Below are 17,103 nucleotides of genomic sequence, written 5' to 3' on the forward strand. Positions count from 1 at the left end.
CCGCCCGCCACGCCCAGAAGTCCGCGCCAAGCGCCTGCACCCCCGATCGTTCAAGGGCCGTCTGTGCCGCTACCGGCTGCGCCAGCAGGAGGCTGAGGATCAAGGCAAGCCGCGCACGCACTTACTGCTTGTTCTTCACGTTGCGGTCGAAGAATTCGGCCATCTTCTTGAAGGCAAAGCGCGTCTGCACCGTGCCTTCATTGTCCCAGCCGTGATTGGCGCCGGGCAGCGTCACCAGCTCGAACGGCTGCTGGTTGGCGATCATCTTCTCGGTCAACGCCACCGTATCCGAATAGAGCACCACGGGATCGCGCGTCCCGTGAATGATCATCAGCGGGTCTTTCACGCCTTGCACTTGATAGAGCGGCGACTGGCGCTCGTACCGTTCCGGCATGTCGGGCCCGGTCGGCGGCCCCATGATCCACATCTGCGACGGGTAAGCGTGCCATACGTTGGTCGCCGGCGCGCCCGCGATCCCCGCGGCATAGACGCCCGGCTTCTTGGCGAGCGACATGATCGTCATCAGCCCGCCATAGCTCGATCCCCACAGCCCGACGCGCTTGGGATCGGCATAGCCCTTCCCGACCAGGTAGCGCACGCCGCTCTCCAGGTCGTTGATGTCCATCGTGCCGTAGCTGTGGTGCTGCGCCTGGTTGTGCGCGCGGCCCTGCCCCCAGGAACCGCGCAGGTTGACGGTCAGGACGATATAGCCCTGCGCGACGAAATATTGGTCGATGCCCCAGGTCGGGTGCGCCCGGCGCCCGCCCCATTGGTTCTGCACCCCGTCCGAATAGACCGATCCGACGATCACCGGATATTTCTTCGCCGGATCGTAATTCGCCGGCAGCATCACGCGGCCGAGCAGGTTCTGCCCGTCGACATGGCTGGGGAATTCCACATAGCCGACCTTCGCCCAGGTCTGCTGATAGAATGCCGGCAGCGGCGACTTGGTCACCTGCACCGCCTTCGCACCCGGCTTCGTGAGATCGGCGAGGTACAGCTCGGGCGGCGTCATGTCGTCGCTGAACCAGTCGGCGGCATGGCGGAAGTCGGGCGAATAGACCGGCTTGTGCGTTCCCGCCGCCGGCCCGCTGACGCGCTCCACCGCGCCGCCCGCAACCGGCACGCGATACACCTGCCGCTCGGCAAGATAGCTCTGGCTCGACAGGAAATAGAGCTGGCGATTGGCGCGATCGACCTCGAACGAGGCGATCTCCCACTTGCCGCTGGTGATCGCGCGCGGCGCCGCGCCGGCCGTCTTCTGGTGGTAGAGATGCGCCCAGCCGTCACGATCGGTCAGGATGATCAGTCCGTCGTCACCGGGCGCCCAGGCGACCTGCCAGTCGGGGCGGATATGGTGCGGCTCGGCGAGCTGGTAGAAGGTCTCGCGCGCACCGCTCGCCACGTCATAGACGTAGATCGTGTGCTCCTTGGCCTCCATGTCGGAGCCGCTGACGAACAGCCGCTTGCCGTCCGATGACAGGCCATAGCCCCAGATATGATGCTTGGGATCGGGCCGCTCGTAGAATTTCGTCGCCCCGCCCGCCAGCGTCACCACGCCGACGCGCGCCTTGGTCGTCTCGTCGCCCGGAAAGGCGCGGATCACGCGATTGTTCTGCGCCTTGCCCTTGGCATAATAAAGGATGTCGCGCTCCGGCATCAGCCGGTCGTCGTCCTGCTCGAACGCGATGGCGCGGCTGTCATCGCTCCACTGGAAATCGCTGATGTAGACCTTGGGATCGTCGTCACCGACCAGCTTGCGCGCGGTCGCGCCGCTCGCCACATCGCGCACCCAGAGCACGCCGCCCAGCGTGACGCGGTTCTTGGGATCCACCGGGCTACCGGAAATGAACGCCAGCTTGGTGCCGTCGGGCGAGACCGCGAGCTTGCGGATCGCCTGCTTGTCGGCCTCCACCCTGGCGATCGTGCCGTTCGCCTCGCGGATGTGAAGCTGCCCGCCCAGCGTAAAGGCGATCCGCCCACGGTCGAGATACACCGCCTGGCCGATGCCATGCGCTTCGGCCTCGGGCTTGGACTCGCGGCCAAGGAACGTCAGCCGCGTCTTGCGGCCGGTCACGGGCGAAAAGGACCAGATGTCCTGGAACGTTGCGCCCTCGTCGTTCCACAGGAACAGCACCGCCGATCCGTCCGCCGCCCAGCTATAGCCGACGGGCTCGGTCCCGACGATGCTCTTGAAGCGATAGAGGTCGTCGATCGACAGCGCCGTGCCCGGGACGCCCGCCGTGCCCGCGACCGGCGTGTCGATCCGCTGCGCCCTCGCCGGCCCCGTTCCCGCCGGTACCGTCCCAGCCAGCAGCGCCACCACCGCGACGCTCTGCGCGATCCCCCGAACGACCTGCGACCTCTTCATACGCCCACCCCTCTGGCACTCTTATCAGCCTGCCGGTGGCGGCACTCCCCGCCACCGGCAGACGCCCCCCGTCAGAACCTCTTGCGGAAGCCCACCGTGAAGCGGCGGCCGATCGCATCATAGGTCTCGCGCTCGTAAAGCTGGAAGGGCGGATCGTGGTCGCCGACATTGTCGATGTTGCCGAACAGCGTGAAGCCGTCCGCCACATCCAGCGACGCGCTGAGGTCGAAATAGCTGATCTCGCCCGTCTCCGGCACCGCCAGCAGCGGCGTCGCCGCGCCGGAGGCGATCGCCGCCGCGATCCGCCCGTCCTTCACCGATCCCAGGAAGCGATGACGCACCGACACCTGGAACGCGTCATTGACATCCCACGTCAGGCGTTGCGTGAACCGCCACTCCGGGTTTGCACTGCCGCAACTGCCCCCGCCGATGAAGCCGGCGCAATCGACCGCCGCGGCGATCGGGCTGCCCTGCGTGATCGACTCGATCAGATAGCTTCCGGTGATGAAATAGCTCAGCCGGCCCAGCGATCCGATCTCATGCGCATAGTCGAGCCGGAAATCGACGCCCGATGTCTTCAGCGAAGCGATGTTCGCGTTGAGCAACGGCACGTCGAACAATTGCCCTTCCGGCGTGCGATTGGCGAGCGGCTGGCAGAAGATGTTCGACAGGGAAAGGTCGCCGCGGCACGCCGTGATGACCTGCTGCAATCCGCCGCCGAAGGCCGCGATCGCATTGTCGATCTTGATGTTGTAATAATCGACCGTCAGCTGGAGATTGCGCACGAAGTCCGGCCGGAACACCGCTCCCAGCGACCAGGTGTCCGACGTTTCTTCCTGCAGGTTCGGATTGCCCCCGGTGATCGCCCGGATCTGCACGTTCTCCTGCTGGAAAATATCAATGACACTGGCCGGCACGCCCAGCGAGTTGACGCAGAAGTCGCGCTCCGCCGCCGTCCGCGTCGCGGTGGCGTTGCAGAAATCGGTCGCCTGCGGCGCCGTGTTGGTCGCGCCAAGGAACAATTCGCTGACGTTGGGTGCGCGCACCGCACGCTGGAAGAGGCCGCGGATCTTGAGGCTGCGCACCGGCGACCATTCGCCGCCCGCCTTCCACGACGTTACCGATCCGGCCGTCGAATAGTCCGAGTAGCGAATGCCGCCTTCGAACGCGAGCGAGTGGATCAGCGGCAGATCGCCGAGCAGCGGCACGATCAGCTCGCCGAAGACTTCCTTGACGTCATAGCTGCCGCCGGTCGGCTGGATGCCCGCCGAGCGCGAAAGCGCCTTGCCCTGCACGTAGAGCTGGTCCGGATTGAACTGCGAGCTTTCCTTGCGATATTCGGCGCCCAGCGCGATGCCCACGTCGCCCGCGGGCAGGCTGAACAACGTGCCGGACACCGTCGCGCCGACCTGCGTCTGGCTTAGCGACGTACGGTTCGTCAGATCCGTGCTGATATAATCGATCATTGGCTGCGTCAGCGAGTTCAACCCGAACGGATTGATCGTCACGCAGCGCGGATCGGCCACCGCGCAGTCGTAGGGATTGGCGGGGTTGGTCAGGAAGCTGTTGGCGAAATTGTCGATCAGGACGCCGCCGCCCTGTTCGTCGGTGATGTTGACGTCGCCGCGATTGTAGAAGACTTCCCACTTCAGCCGGCTCGTCAGGTCACCGCGCAGGCCGACCACGAAGCGCGAGAATTCGCGCGTCTGGTCGCTGGTGCGCGACCCGAAGTCGAGCAGGCGGCGGTTGATGTTGAGCGAGACGAGATTGTCGCCGTCACGGTCGAGATTGGTCGACAGGAAGGTGCGCAGCGACGGCGCGAGATACGGGTTGCGCAGGTCGAGCTGGAAGTTCGAGATGAAGCCCGAGCTGCTCATCGGCACCGCGCCCAGCGTCGAGTTGATCTCGTTGCGGACGTAGGATCCTTCGAAAAAGGCGGTGACGCTCTCGGTGACGTCGTAATGCGCCATCACCGATCCCTGCCAGCGCTTCATCGGCATCTGCAGGTTGGTGAACGGCCGGTCGTTGAACCCGTCCGCCGTCTGATAGGCGCGCCAGCCCTCCGGCGCGAAGAAAATGCCCGAGGCGCCGATCGGCGTGCCATATTGATCGCGCAGGCCGACCAGCGACGTGCCGAAGATCGTGCCTTGCGGCGTCACGCCATTGCCGCCGGGCACCAGCACGCCGACGCCATTCTGCACCGCATCGACCAGATAGAGCGAGGCATGATCGCGCGCGGCGCCGGTCACCTGCGCACGATCGAAATAGCTGCCATGGACGACGACATTGCCGCGATCGTCGGCGAAATTGCCGCCCAGCGTGAATTCGAGATTGTAACGGGCGGCATCGCCCTCTTCGGAGATGCCATATTGGCCGCCGACCTCGAGCCCCTCGAAGTTGGTCTTGGTCACGAAGTTGACGACGCCGGCCATCGCGTCCGAACCGTAGACCGCGGATGCACCGCCGGTGACGACCTCGACCCGCTCGATCAGCGAGGGCGGGATCATGTTGAGGTCGACGACGCCATCCTGGCTCGATCCGATAATGCGGCGGCCGTTCTGCAGCACCAGCGTGCGCACCGCGCCCAGGTTGCGCAGGTTGACCGTCGCCGAACCATTGCCGGCGTTCGACTGCGCGCCCGTTCCCGCCACCGCCTGCGGCAGGGTGTTGAGCAATTGCTCCGTCTCGACCGCCGCCGTCTTCTGGATTTCGGCATTGGTGATGACGTTGACCGGGCTGTTCGAATCCAGGTCCGGCCGCGGGATGCGCGATCCGGTGACAATCACGTCCGCGCCCGCTTCTTCGGTGGCGATCGCCCCCGCCGGCGTCTCGATCGTCGATTGCGCCGCCGCGGCGCCCGTCATCAGCAACGCGGCCAGGATGGCCGTACTCCCCCGATATGCAGCGCGTGCCGCAACCCTTTTCCGATGCATGTGCATGTCTCCCCGAGTGCGTCTTCCCTGCGGCTTGCCCGAACGCCGGTCTTCGCGCCGTGTTTTGTGAACAAGTGCGTGATTTTGAGCATATCGGCAGGTTGCCGTCAATCGCGCGTCGCAAAAATGTAAGATTGCGGCGAAATCCCTTGTTTTCCGGCGAGCGAGCGGGCGGTCTACCGCGCGGCTGTCGCCGCTGAGCCTCGGTGCGGGGCCACAATATGCCCGCTTGTGGACCGATCGTTCAGCAATGATTCGCGTGTTTGCCGCCCCGCTGACAGCTTGTTCGTTGCGCGGCCCGCAACAGATGATCGCTTGACAAGCACGTCGCTTCGCCATCGTGTGCATATTCATATTTATTCTGTTGCGTCATGCCGCTTGCCGGCTGGCGTCGCGAAGGGATCGAGATGACCAGGATCGCCAGCTTCGTCGCCACGCTGATGATCGGCTGTGCGCCGGCCGCAGCCGCCCTCCCTGTCGCGTTCGTCCTGCCCGCCGCTCCCGCTGCACAGGCGGCGACACCGCGGCCCGGCCCGCCCAACGGCACCAGGAGCTACGACCAGCTCGTCACGCTCTTCGATCAGTTCCGCGCCTGGAGCGATCTCAAGCCAGTGGATGGCGTCGTCGACTACAGCCCCGCGACCGTCGAAAAACGCCGCGCCGAGCTGCGCGCGTTCCAGGCGCGCCTCCCCGACTTCGCCGTCGCGCGCTGGGATCGCCACCAGCAGGTCGATTATCTGGCGGTGCGCGCCCAGCTGGATCAGCAGGATTTCATCCTCAACGTCACCAAGCCCTGGGCGCGCGATCCCGGCATGTACGTCGATGAGCTTCAGCGGCTTGCCTATACCGAACTGCCGCTGGAAGCGGCGAAGCTCGCGCCGTTTCAGGCGCGGCTGAAGGCGATCCCGGCCTATCTCGCGCAGGCGCAGGTGAACCTGGACTCGGTCGCCGCCGATTACGCCGATCTCGCGCTCCACAGCCTGTCGAACGGCGATGGCGTGGGCCATGGCATGCCCTATCGCGCGGTCGAGCCCGCCGGCCTGATCGGCTGGTTCGCCGATCTGCACGGCCGCGCGCAGAAGCAGCAGCCGGCGCTCGTCCCCGACATCGCCAGGGCGCAGGCCGCGATCGCCTCCTTCCGCAACTGGCTCACCGCCAACCGCCCGAAGATGACGACGCGCGCCGGCGTCGGAAGGCCGGCGTACGACTGGTTCCTCACCAACGTTCGCCTGATGCCCTATACCTCGGACGAGGTCGTCACGCTCGCCAATCGCGAGCTTCAGCGTCATTGGGCGAACTATACCACGGAGCGCCACCGCAACCGCAAGCTGCCCGAGCTTGCGTTGCCGACATCAGCCGCGGAGTATGAGGCACAACTCGCCGGCACCGACGTCAAGATCCGCCGCTGGCTGCGCGACGAGGAGATCCTGACGATCCCCGATTATATCCCCTCCACCTATCAGGAGGTCGGCTTCAACGCGCCCTGGATCGTCCGCCCGACGGGGCCGATGTTCTGGGAACAGGTGCAGTTCCGCGACGCCTCGCCCGATCACCTCCACGCCACCTTCCCCGGCCACCGCTTCGACGGCATGACCGCCAGGCGCGTCACCCACCCGATCCGCCGCTATGTCAGCGACAGCGGCCGCACCGAGGGCTGGGGCTTCTACCTCGAGGAAACCGCGCTCCAGCTCGGCCTGTTCGACGATCGCCCGCGCACCCGCGAACTGATCTACATCTTCGGCCTGTTTCGCGCCGCCCGCACGATGGGCGACGTGAAGATGCAGCGAAACGAGATGACCGTCGCGGAGACGATGGCCTTCTGGAAGGAATGGACGCCGTACCTCGACGACAATGTCGCGCGCACCGATGCCGCCATCTACATCCGTCGCCCGCCCGGCTATGGCATGACCTATACGATCGGCATGATGCAGCTCCAGCAGCTGATGGTCGACCGCAAGCGCCAGCTCGGCGACAAGTTCGCGATCCGCGACTATCACGATTATCTGATGAACGCCGGCCGCCTGCCGGTGTCGCTGCTGCGCTACGACCTCACCGGCCAGGACGACGAAGTGCAGCGTTTCTGGGCGCACACGCCGCTGAGCGAGGTGGTGCGGTAGACCGCAACCGTCATCCCCGCGAAAGCGGGGATCCAGACGCACAGGTCTCGCGAGAGCCGCTGACGGCAGCGTTTATGGATTCCCGCCTGCGCCGGAAGGACGGCGATCGAGGCAAGCCCCTCTACTCCCCCAGCAGCGCCTTCACCTCGTCATCCTTCCCCGTCATCTCCCAGCGGATCAACGAGATCGGGATCGACCCCGCCGCGCGAAAGCGATCGTGGAAGGCCTTGATGTCGAACCGCTCGCCCTCGGCGATCGCGACGTCGGCCATCAGCTTCTCCAGCTCGACCTTGCCCATGTAATAACCAATGCCATAGCCCGGCTGGCGCAGGTACAATTCGATGTCGAACTGCGCGACGGCATCGCCCGGCTTCATCCACTTGGGCGTGCGCGACACGAGCGACGCATTGGCCTCAGCCCACGTCCACTCATTCGCCTGCATCTTCAGCTCGGGCAGGATCCGCGCCGCGCGCTTGGCGCCCAGGATATAGTCCATCTCGCGCGTCTTCGGCCGATCGGCGAGCATCCCCGCCTGAAGAATGAATTCCTCGAGATAGAAGGACCAGCCCTCGTTCCTCAGGCCATTGACGAAGAACAGCCGCTGCGCGCCCCGGATCGGCCGCGTGTCGCGCGCCGCCTGCAACCCGTCAAAGCCATGCCCGGGCAGGTTGTGCGCGCGCAGCGGTCGTCCGTCGCGAAACTCGCTCTGGAAGAAGAAATGGAGGTTCAGCGGCTTGTCGAACAGGCCTGGGCGCGAGGGATCCTTCTCGAACGGGAATTGATACGGCCCCTCCTCGGGATCGTGCTTCACGTAATCCGGGATCGTCATCCACTCGCCGCCGCGCAGGAAGGCGAGCAGGTCCTCGTCCCCGGCGCGGCGCTTGGCGTCGAACTCGGCACGCGTCTGCACCGGCTCGGGCATCGGGATCGCGCGGTTGCGATGTTCCTCGATCTTCAGGAACGCCACCTGCCGCTGATATTCGCGCTCGCCGATCACCTGCACCTCGTCAGGCGTATAAGGCAGCAGCAACACGTTCTTGAGATACCAGGCGTAATTCTCCCGCCCCACGCCGCCATGTGCGGGGAGTGTGGCCTCGATCCCCTCCAGCCACGCCTTGAACGACGCGGCCGCCGCCTGCGCGCGCTTCGCCGGCGCGGCGAGCGCTGGCTGCACCTTCGCCGCCTGGGCGGCGAATTGCCCATAGACGTTCACCTCGACCTGCTTCTGCACGATGCCCAGCCGCGCGAGATCGCCGCGCGCATCGGTCAGGTTCACCCGCGCCTGCCGCAGCGCCTCGGGCACGGCATTGAGCTGCGCCGCCAGCACCGCCGCCTTGTCCGCCGCGATCGGCAGCCGGGGCAGCGCGATCGCGCCGTGCATCTTGGGGCCAAAGCCGAGATTCGTGGTGGAGTAAAAGGCCGGATCGCGCGTCCACGGCTGCATCACGCGATACTGGAAATCCATGCCGTTCATCTCGGCTCGCACGACCATCGCGTCGACCCGCTGCGCGATCGTCCAGCCGCGCTGGTCGATCGCCGCAAGCCGCGCCTGAAACCGCTTCAGCCCAGCCTGCTGCCGCGCGACGGCGGCGGGGGAATAATCGGGCACGCCGTTGACCATCGCCGGCGGCACGAAGGCGCGAAACTCGGCATGGAGGCTGACGAGCTGGTCGTACCCCGCCGGCGCGGTCTGCGCGGCCGCGGCCGGCACGGCGAGCGGGAGGAGCGGCGCAGCAAGCAGCACGGCGGCAAATCGAAGTGTCCTGGTCATGTCATCCCCCTCATCGTCATGCCGGGGAAGGAGCGCGGCGGCCAACCTCCCCAATCGTCACCCCGGACTTGATCCGGGGTCCATCCCTCCGCGAGCGCTGCTCTCCATGAACGGCGACTCGCCCGCCGCACCATGGACCTCCGATCAAGTCCGGGGTGACGAAGGACAGATCACAAGCCGTTGAAGAACCGCGCCATCCGCTCCATCGCCTCGGCGATCCGCGCCTCGGACTCCGATCCGAAGCACACCCGCAAATGCCCCTCGCCGCCCGGCCCGTAAAAGCTGCCCGACTCGACCACCACATGCGCTTCGTTGAGGATCGCCGTGGCCAGCTCCTGTGAGCTGCGGCCCGTGCCGGTGATGTCGGGAAAGGCGTAGATCGTCCCCTGCGGCTCGGCGCAGGTCACGCCCGGCATCTGGTTCAGCGCCTGAACGACGATGTCGCGCTTGCGCCGATCGGCTTCGACCATCGCCAGCATCGGCTCCTGCGGCCCTTCCACCGCCGCCCGCGCGCCCTCCTGGACGAAGACGTTGACATGGGTCACATCCGTCACCGCGATGCGCTGGATCGCCGGCATCAGTGCGGCGTCCGCCGTCAGATAGCCGATCCGCCACCCGTCCATCGAATAAGCCTTGGTGAAGGCGAAGCAGGTGATCGTCCGTTCGCGCATCCCCGGCAGGCTGGCGATGCTGACATGCTCCGCCCCGCCATAGGTGATATACTCATAGACCTCGTCGGACAGGACCAGCAGGTCGTGCGCGATCGCCAGGTCCGCGACATGCTGCAGCTCCTCGCGGCTATACACCCGCCCGGTCGGATTGGCCGGGTTGATCAGCACGATCATCCGCGTGGCCGGCGTGATCTTCGCCGCAATCGCCGCCTTGTCGATGGAATAGCCATTTGCCTTGTCGAGGCTGGCGACCACCACCTTGCCACCGGCCAGCTCGGTCTTGGCGATATGCTGCGGGTAATAAGGATCGAGCAGGATCACCTCGTCACCCGGATCGATCGCCGCCATGAATGCCGCGAACGAGCCATGCGTCAGCCCGTTGGTGACCAGGATCTCGTCGACGCCATAATCCAGCTTGTTGAAGTCGGTCAGCTTGCGCGCCAGCGCCTGGCGGAACGACAGCGTGCCCTTGAACTCGCCGTAATGGACGATCCCCGCGTCGAGCGCCGCCTTGGTCGCTTCCTTGATGTGCGCTGGCGTATCAGCGTGCGGGCGGCCGAATTCCAGGTGGATGAGGTCCACCCCGCTCGCCTCCAGCTTGGCCGCCTCGTCGAACATGCCGAAGCTTTTCTTGGAGCCTGTCGCAAGGCGCTGTGCCGGCCATTTCATCTGCTGACGCTCCCAACCATGATTGCGTGATATCGGATATTTCAAGCTTGATATTTTAGGCTTGAAACGTTTTCAAGTGCGCATAGGATCATGAGGCTTCGGTTCGCCGGGAGGGAAACACGCCATGAAGATCGCATGCCTCGGCGGCGGACCCGCCGGCCTCTATTTCGCTATTTCGATGAAGCTGCGCGATCCGTCGCATCAGGTCGAGGTGTTCGAGCGCAACCGCGCCGACGACACGTTCGGCTGGGGCGTCGTCTTCTCCGACCAGACGGTCGATAACCTGATGACCAACGATCCCGTCAGCGGCCGTACGATCGCGGGCGAGTTCACGCATTGGGACGATATCGACGTCCACCTGGGCGGCGAATGCATCCGTTCCACGGGGCATGGCTTCATCGGCATCGGCCGCAAGCGCCTGCTCGCCATCCTGCAGGAACGGGCGCGCGGACTTGGTGTCGTGCTCCACTTCCAGCATGAGGCAAGCCCCGATCTCGCCGACTGGGCCGGTTACGACCTCGTGATCGCCGCCGACGGTGCGAACAGCCGTATCCGCACCGCTTATGCCGAGCATTTCGATCCCGACATCCAGGTGAAGAAGAACAAATTCTTCTGGTTCGGCACCAACAAGGTGTTCGACGCCTTCACCTTCGCCTTCGAACAGACGGAGGCGGGCTGGGTCTGGGCGCACGCCTATCGCTTCGACGACAATCTCTCGACCTTCATCGTCGAGATGGCGCCCGAGACCTGGGCCGGGCTGGGGCTCGATCGCATGGATCAGCCCGCGGCGATCGCCTTGTGCGAACAGATCTTCGCCAAATATCTGGACGGCCACCCGCTCATGTCCAACGCCACGCACCTGCCGGGGCCGCAGGCATGGCTGAACTTCCGGCGCATCATCACCGGCCGCTGGTCGCACGACAAGATCGTCCTGCTCGGCGACGCGGCGCACACCGCGCATTTCTCGATCGGCTCGGGCACCAAGCTCGCGCTGGAGGATGCGATCAAGCTTGCCGAGGTGTTGAACCGCCCCGGCCTCGACCGCGCGTCGGCGCTCGCGGAATATCAGGCGGAACGCAGCGTCGAGGTGCTGAAGCTCCAGAACAGCGCGCGCAACTCGACCGAATGGTTCGAGACGCTCGATCGCTACCTCCCCTTTCCGCCGATCCAGTTCGCTTATTCGCTCCTCACCCGCTCGCAGCGCGTCAGTCATGAAAACCTCCGGCTGCGCGACAAGGCCTGGCTGGAGGGGGTCGAGCGCTGGTTCCAGGCGCAGGCTCCCGGGGCAAGCGGCCGCAATGCCGCTGCGCCGCCGATGTTCGCGCCCTATCGATTGCGCGACCTCCGGCTGGAAAACCGCATCGTCGTCTCGCCCATGGCGATGTACAGCGCGGTGGACGGCACGCCGACCGACTTCCACCTCGTTCACTACGGCACGCGCGCGCAGGGTGGTGCCGGCCTCGTCTATACCGAAATGACCTGCGTCTCGCCCGACGGCCGCATCACCCCCGGATGCCCGGGCATGTATGCGCCCGATCATGTCGCGGCTTGGCGGCGCATCACCGACTTCGTTCACGCCAACACGGCCGCGAAGATGTGCCTCCAGCTCGGCCATTCCGGCGCCAAGGGCTCCACGAAGATCGGCTGGGAAGGCATGGACGCGCCGCTCGATGCCGGCAACTGGCCGCTGATCGCCGCCTCCGACGTGCCGTGGAGCGACGCCAGCCAGGCGCCGCGCCCGATGACCCGCTCCGACATGGACATGGTCCGCGACCAGTTCGTCGCCGCCACGCGAATGGCGATCGATGCCGGCTTCGACATGGTCGAGATGCACGCCGCGCACGGCTATCTCCTGTCCAGCTTCATCACCCCGCTGCAGAACACACGCACCGACGATTATGGCGGCAGCCTCGAAAACCGTCTGCGCTTCCCGCTCGAGGTATTCGCCGCAATGCGCGCCGCCTGGCCGGCCGATCGCCCGATGTCGGTGCGCATCTCCGCTACCGACTGGATGGGCGATGCCGGCGTCACCCCCGATGAAGCGGTGCGGATCGCCGAGGCCTTCCGCGATGCTGGGGCCGACCTGATCGACGTTTCCGCCGGCCAGACCTGGGCGGCGGGCCAGCCGGTCTATGGCCGCATGTTCCAGACGCCCTTTGCCGATCAGGTGCGCAACGAGGCGCGCGTCTCGACCATGGCGGTCGGCAACATCTTCGAGACCGATCACGCCAATTCGATCCTTGCCGCCGGCCGCGCCGATCTGGTCGCGATCGGCCGCCCGCACATGATCGATCCGATGTGGACGCTGCGCGCCGCCGCGGCGCACGAATATCGCGGCGTCGCCGTGCCGCCGCAGTATCTCGGCGGCATGAGCCAGCTTGCGCGCAACATGAAGCGCGCGGCCGAGCAGGAGGCGGCGCTGCGTGGTTGAGGGTCGCCTCGCGGGTCTCCACGCCGTCGTCACCGGCGGCGGCTCCGGCATTGGCGCTGCCATCGCGCAGACGCTGGCTGCTGAGGGCGCGCGCCTGACGCTGGTCGGCCGCCGGCGCGACGCGCTCGAACAGGTCGCCGCGACGCTGCCGCACGCCATAGCCGCGCCCGCCGACATCACGGATCGCGCGCAGGTGGACGCCGCCTTTGCCGCCGGCCGCGCCGTGCATGGGCCGATCGCGATCCTCGTCAACAATGCCGGCACCGCGCCCGCCGCGCCCTTCGCGAAGGTCACCGCCGACGCCTGGCGCCAGGTGATGGCGATCAACCTCGACGCGCTGTTCCACTGCTGCCAGGCCGCGCTGCCCGATCTCAGGGAGGCGGCCGCCGGGCGCATCGTCACCGTGGCCTCCACGGCGGGGGTGAAGGGCTATGCCTATACCGCGCCGTATGTCGCCTCCAAACATGGCGCGATCGGATTGATGCGCGCGCTGGCGGTCGAACTGGCGGGCACCAGCGTCACCGCCAACGCCGTCTGCCCCGGCTTCACCGACACCGACATCGTCGCAGACGCCGTGGCGAACATCCGCAGCAAGACCGGCCGGAGCGTGGAAGAAGCCGAGGCCGAACTGGTCCGGTTCAACCCGCAAAAGCGGCTGATCGCGCCGCAGGAGGTCGCCGACGCGGTCGTCTGGCTCTGCCGCCCGGCCGCCAGATCGATCACTGGCCAGGCCCTGATGGTCGCCGGCGGAGAGGTGATGTGACGGACACGCTCGACATCCGGGAAAAGCATGACGGCGCGCTCGATGATCGCAGCAACGTGCGCCTCTGGCTGCGCCTGCTCACCTGCACCACGGTTATCGAGAAGCGGATAAAGCGCCGGTTTTCGGACAATTACGACATCACCCTGCCGCGTTTCGACGTGATGGCCGCGCTTGATCGTAATCCGGAAGGCATGACGATGGGACAGCTGTCGCAGGCGCTGCTCGTCTCCAGCGGCAATGTGACGGGCGTGGTCCAGGCGCTCATCCGCGACGGTTACGTCACCAACGCGCCCTCGCCCACGGACGGCCGCGCCTCGATCGTCCGCCTCACCCCCACCGGCCGCGACTGTTTCGCCGGCCTCGCCGACGCGCATCACGACTGGATCGACGCGATGCTCGCCGGCCTCACCAATGACGAGCGCCGCGCGCTGTTCGACCTGCTCGGCGTGCTCAAGCGCTCGCTCGCCAGCGATACAGGAGAGGAAGCATGAACCCCGAAACCTTCACGCCCCGGCATTTCGGCTGGAGCTTCGCCGATGGCGTCGCCACCGTCACGCTCAACCGTCCCGAGCGGAAGAACCCGCTGACCTTCGAAAGCTATGCCGAACTGCGCGATACCTTCCGCGACCTCGTCTATGCCTCGGCGGTCAAGGTGGTGGTGATCACCGGCGCGGGCGGCAACTTCTCGTCGGGCGGCGACGTGCACGAGATCATCGGGCCGCTTACCGAAATGGCGACGCCCGAACTGCTCGCCTTCACCCGCATGACCGGCGATCTCGTCAAGGCGATGCGCCTTTGCCCGCAGCCGATCGTCGCCGCGCTTGACGGCATTTGCGTCGGGGCCGGCGCGATCATCGCCATGGCATCCGACATTCGCCTCGCCACGCCCACCACCAAGACCGCCTTTCTCTTCACGCGCGTCGGCCTCGCCGGCTGCGACATGGGCGCCTGCGCGATCCTGCCGCGGATCATCGGCCAGGGCCGCGCCAGCGAACTCCTCTACTCGGGTCGCATGATGCTGGCCGAGGAAGGCGAGCGCTGGGGCTTCCACAACCGTCTGGTCGCGTCCGAAACGCTGCTTGCCGAGGCGCAGGGCCTCGCGCGCGATCTCGCCAGCGGGCCGACCTTCGCGCACGGCATCACCAAGACGCAGCTCAACACCGAATGGGCCGTCAGCCTCGAAACCGCGATCGAGATGGAGGCGCAGGCGCAGGCGATCTGCATGACCACCAAGGATTTCCGCCGCGCCTTCGAGGCGTTCGCCGCCAAGCGCACGCCGGTGTTCGAAGGCGACTGATGGCCGATCGCAGCTTTCTCGACTGGCCGTTCCTCGACGACGGCCATCGCGCGCTCGCCGCCGCGCTGGAGGATTGGTGCCTCGCCAACCTCCACCATGCGCACGGCCCCGATGTGGATGCCGAATGCCGCGCGCTGGTGCGTGCGCTCGGCGAGGGTGGCTGGCTGCGCTATTGCGTCCCCGCCGCGTACGGCGGGGTGCACGATGCGCTCGACGTGCGCTCGCTTTCGCTGATCCGCGAGACGCTCGCCCGCCACTCCGGCCTGGCCGACTTCGCCTTCGCCATGCAGGGGCTCGGCTCCGGCACGATCTCGCTGCTCGGCACCGAGGCGCAGAAGCAGGCGTATCTGCCCGCAGTCGGTCGCGGCGAGCGGATCGCCGCCTTTGCGCTGACCGAGCCCGCCTCGGGCTCCGACGTCGCGTCGATGGAGACCACCGCCGATCGCACTGCAGACCGCTATCGGATCAACGGCGCCAAGACCTATATCTCGAACGGCGGCATCGCCGACCATTATGTCCTGTTCGCCCGCACCGGCGAGGCGCCCGGCGCGCGCGGCGTCTCCGCCTTCATCGTCGATGCCGACACGCCGGGCCTCGCCGTCACCGAGCGCCAGCAGGTGATCGCCCCGCACCCGCTCGCCACGCTTGCCTTCACCGACATGCTCGTGCCGCACGACGCCCTGCTCGGAGAGGCCGGTCGCGGCTTTGCGGCCGCCATGGCGACGCTCGACATCTTCCGCACCACCGTCGGCGCCGCCGCGCTCGGCTTTGCCCGCCGCGCGCTCGATGAGGCGACCGCCCGCGTCACCGTCCGCAAGCTCGGCCAGGGCACGCTCGCCGACAGCCCCGTCACGCAATCGGCGCTCGCCGACATGGTGCTCGACGTCGATACCGCCGCACTGCTGATCTATCGCGCCGGCTGGCTGCGCGACGTGCAGGGCCAGCGCAACACGCGCGAGGCCGCGCTCGCCAAGCTCCACGCCACGGAAGGCGCGCAGCGCGTCATCGACAAGGCGGTGCAGCTGTTCGGCGGACTCGGCGTCACGGTCGGCGTGCCGGTGGAGGCGCTGTATCGCGAGGTGCGCGCACTGCGCATCTACGAAGGCGCGTCCGAGGTGCAGAAGATCGTGGTCGGCCGTCAGCATCTCGCCGCCGCCAACGGCTGATGTTCACGGCCACCTTTCCCTTGCGCTTCGGCCATTGCGACCCTGCCGGTATCGCCTTCTATCCGCGCTATTTCGAGCTGTGCGATGCCGCGATCGAGGATTGGACGGCGGCGGTGCTCGGCCAGGATCGCCGGACGCTTCACCTCGATCTCAAACTTGGTCTGCCGACCGTCAGCCTCCAGGCCGATTTCAGCAAGGCGAGCCGGCTTGGCGATCAACTGGCCTTCGCCATCCGCACCCGCCGCGTCGGCAACAGTTCGGTCGACCTTGATCTTACCGTCACCAGTGATGGCGAGACGCGCTTTCTCGCCCGCTACACGATGGTGCTGATCGACCTCGTCACCCTCCAGGCCACATCCTGGCCCGCTCCCTTGCGCGAGCGTCTCAACAAGGAAGTCGAATGACCGTCCATCGCCATCTCCTGCCCCCCGGCTGGCCGCGGCCGCGCGGCTATGCCAACGGCATTTCGGCCAGCGGCCGGATGGTCTTCACCGCCGGCGTCGTCGGCTGGGACGAGACGGAAACCTTCGTCGCCGACACGCTCGCCGGCCAGTTTCGCCAGGTGCTGGTCAACACGCTCGCGATCCTCGCCGAGGACGGCGCCGGCCCCGAGCATATCGCCCGCATGACCTGGTATGTCACCAGCCGTGACGAATATGTCGCGAGCCTCGCCGACATTGGTGCGGCCTATCGCGAGCTGATCGGCAAGAACTTCCCCGCCATGGCCGTGGTCGAGGTGGCGGCGCTGGTCGAACCCGCCGCGAAGGTCGAGATCGAGACCATCGCCGTCGTCCCCGCCGCCTGATCGAGGAGCCACCCGATGCAGCAATTCGACTGGGCTGATCCCTTCCTGCTCGACGAGCAGCTGAGCGAGGACGAGCGGATGGTGCGCGATACCGCGCGCGCCTATGCGC

12 protein-coding genes are annotated in these 17,103 nt (G+C 66.6%); 8 read left to right on the forward strand and 4 right to left on the reverse strand.

All coding sequences use genetic code 11. From position 1 onward, the window contains the following. Positions 1 to 121: 121 nt before the first annotated feature. The gene (locus AX702_RS15735) at positions 122 to 2,371 is read right to left on the reverse strand and encodes a S9 family peptidase (protein WP_066781149.1); all 2,250 of its coding nucleotides are present in this window, start codon (positions 2,369 to 2,371) and stop codon (positions 122 to 124) included. Positions 2,372 to 2,442: 71 nt separating this feature from the next. Continuing rightward, positions 2,443 to 5,235, reverse strand: coding sequence for a TonB-dependent receptor plug domain-containing protein (locus tag AX702_RS15740; protein WP_066781151.1), 2,793 nt, complete (start codon positions 5,233 to 5,235; stop codon positions 2,443 to 2,445). Between the two features lie 476 nt (positions 5,236 to 5,711). Here AX702_RS15740 and AX702_RS15745 point away from each other — a divergent pair, with 476 nt between their 5' ends. Beyond that, positions 5,712 to 7,421: a DUF885 family protein gene (locus AX702_RS15745; RefSeq protein WP_197420643.1), complete on the forward strand. Its 1,710-nt coding sequence runs from the start codon at positions 5,712 to 5,714 to the stop codon at positions 7,419 to 7,421. 121 nt (positions 7,422 to 7,542) lie between these two features. Here AX702_RS15745 and AX702_RS15750 read toward each other — a convergent pair whose 3' ends face one another. Together AX702_RS15750 and AX702_RS15755 are read right to left on the reverse strand one after the other, a co-directional pair. Continuing rightward, positions 7,543 to 9,192 (reverse strand): DUF885 family protein, encoded by a 1,650-nt coding sequence (locus AX702_RS15750; RefSeq protein ID WP_156455532.1) that lies wholly within the window; start codon positions 9,190 to 9,192, stop codon positions 7,543 to 7,545. 170 nt (positions 9,193 to 9,362) lie between these two features. Continuing rightward, positions 9,363 to 10,532, reverse strand: coding sequence for a pyridoxal phosphate-dependent aminotransferase (locus AX702_RS15755; RefSeq protein ID WP_066781155.1), 1,170 nt, complete (start codon positions 10,530 to 10,532; stop codon positions 9,363 to 9,365). Between the two features lie 124 nt (positions 10,533 to 10,656). Between AX702_RS15755 and AX702_RS15760 the strand changes: the two genes are divergently transcribed. Genes AX702_RS15760 through AX702_RS15790 form a run of 7 tightly spaced genes read left to right on the forward strand, consistent with a single transcriptional unit; the run spans position 10,657 to position 16,994 of the window. Continuing rightward, a complete protein-coding gene (locus AX702_RS15760; protein WP_066781157.1) occupies positions 10,657 to 12,963 on the forward strand; it encodes a bifunctional salicylyl-CoA 5-hydroxylase/oxidoreductase in 2,307 nt (768 codons plus the stop codon). After that, a complete protein-coding gene (locus AX702_RS15765; RefSeq protein WP_066781161.1) occupies positions 12,956 to 13,726 on the forward strand; it encodes an SDR family NAD(P)-dependent oxidoreductase in 771 nt (256 codons plus the stop codon). The genes AX702_RS15760 and AX702_RS15765 overlap by 8 nt, the downstream gene beginning before the upstream one ends. Beyond that, positions 13,723 to 14,217, forward strand: coding sequence for a MarR family winged helix-turn-helix transcriptional regulator (locus AX702_RS15770; RefSeq protein WP_231731890.1), 495 nt, complete (start codon positions 13,723 to 13,725; stop codon positions 14,215 to 14,217). The genes AX702_RS15765 and AX702_RS15770 overlap by 4 nt, the downstream gene beginning before the upstream one ends. Then, complete coding sequence (locus tag AX702_RS15775; RefSeq protein ID WP_066781163.1) at positions 14,214 to 15,023, forward strand: enoyl-CoA hydratase family protein; 810 nt, start codon at positions 14,214 to 14,216, stop codon at positions 15,021 to 15,023. Before AX702_RS15770 ends, AX702_RS15775 begins: the two co-directional genes overlap by 4 nt. Next, complete coding sequence (locus AX702_RS15780; protein ID WP_066781164.1) at positions 15,023 to 16,189, forward strand: acyl-CoA dehydrogenase family protein; 1,167 nt, start codon at positions 15,023 to 15,025, stop codon at positions 16,187 to 16,189. Before AX702_RS15775 ends, AX702_RS15780 begins: the two co-directional genes overlap by 1 nt. Continuing rightward, positions 16,189 to 16,593, forward strand: coding sequence for an acyl-CoA thioesterase (locus AX702_RS15785; protein ID WP_066781166.1), 405 nt, complete (start codon positions 16,189 to 16,191; stop codon positions 16,591 to 16,593). Before AX702_RS15780 ends, AX702_RS15785 begins: the two co-directional genes overlap by 1 nt. Next, entirely contained in the window at positions 16,590 to 16,994 is a 405-nt protein-coding gene (locus AX702_RS15790; protein WP_066781167.1) for a RidA family protein, read from the forward strand. Before AX702_RS15785 ends, AX702_RS15790 begins: the two co-directional genes overlap by 4 nt. Positions 16,995 to 17,103 lie beyond the last annotated feature (109 nt).

Origin of the sequence: Sphingomonas sp. CCH5-D11, assembly GCF_001557395.1 — a bacterium.
Taxonomy (GTDB): Bacteria; Pseudomonadota; Alphaproteobacteria; order Sphingomonadales; family Sphingomonadaceae; genus Sphingomonas.

Bases quoted from the DNA above. Each gene is read 5' to 3' on its own strand.
- AX702_RS15780 (WP_066781164.1), top strand. From the start codon at position 15,023: ATGGCCGATCGCAGCTTTCTCGACTGGCCGTTCCTCGACGACGGCCAT.
- AX702_RS15790 (WP_066781167.1), top strand. From the start codon at position 16,590: ATGACCGTCCATCGCCATCTCCTGCCCCCCGGCTGGCCGCGGCCGCGC.
- AX702_RS15735 (WP_066781149.1), bottom strand. From the start codon at position 2,371: ATGAAGAGGTCGCAGGTCGTTCGGGGGATCGCGCAGAGCGTCGCGGTG.
- AX702_RS15755 (WP_066781155.1), bottom strand. From the start codon at position 10,532: ATGAAATGGCCGGCACAGCGCCTTGCGACAGGCTCCAAGAAAAGCTTC.
- AX702_RS15775 (WP_066781163.1), top strand. From the start codon at position 14,214: ATGAACCCCGAAACCTTCACGCCCCGGCATTTCGGCTGGAGCTTCGCC.
- AX702_RS15740 (WP_066781151.1), bottom strand. From the start codon at position 5,235: ATGACGGGCGCCGCGGCGGCGCAATCGACGATCGAGACGCCGGCGGGG.
- AX702_RS15750 (WP_156455532.1), bottom strand. From the start codon at position 9,192: ATGACCAGGACACTTCGATTTGCCGCCGTGCTGCTTGCTGCGCCGCTC.
- AX702_RS15745 (WP_197420643.1), top strand. From the start codon at position 5,712: ATGACCAGGATCGCCAGCTTCGTCGCCACGCTGATGATCGGCTGTGCG.
- AX702_RS15760 (WP_066781157.1), top strand. From the start codon at position 10,657: ATGAAGATCGCATGCCTCGGCGGCGGACCCGCCGGCCTCTATTTCGCT.
- AX702_RS15785 (WP_066781166.1), top strand. From the start codon at position 16,189: ATGTTCACGGCCACCTTTCCCTTGCGCTTCGGCCATTGCGACCCTGCC.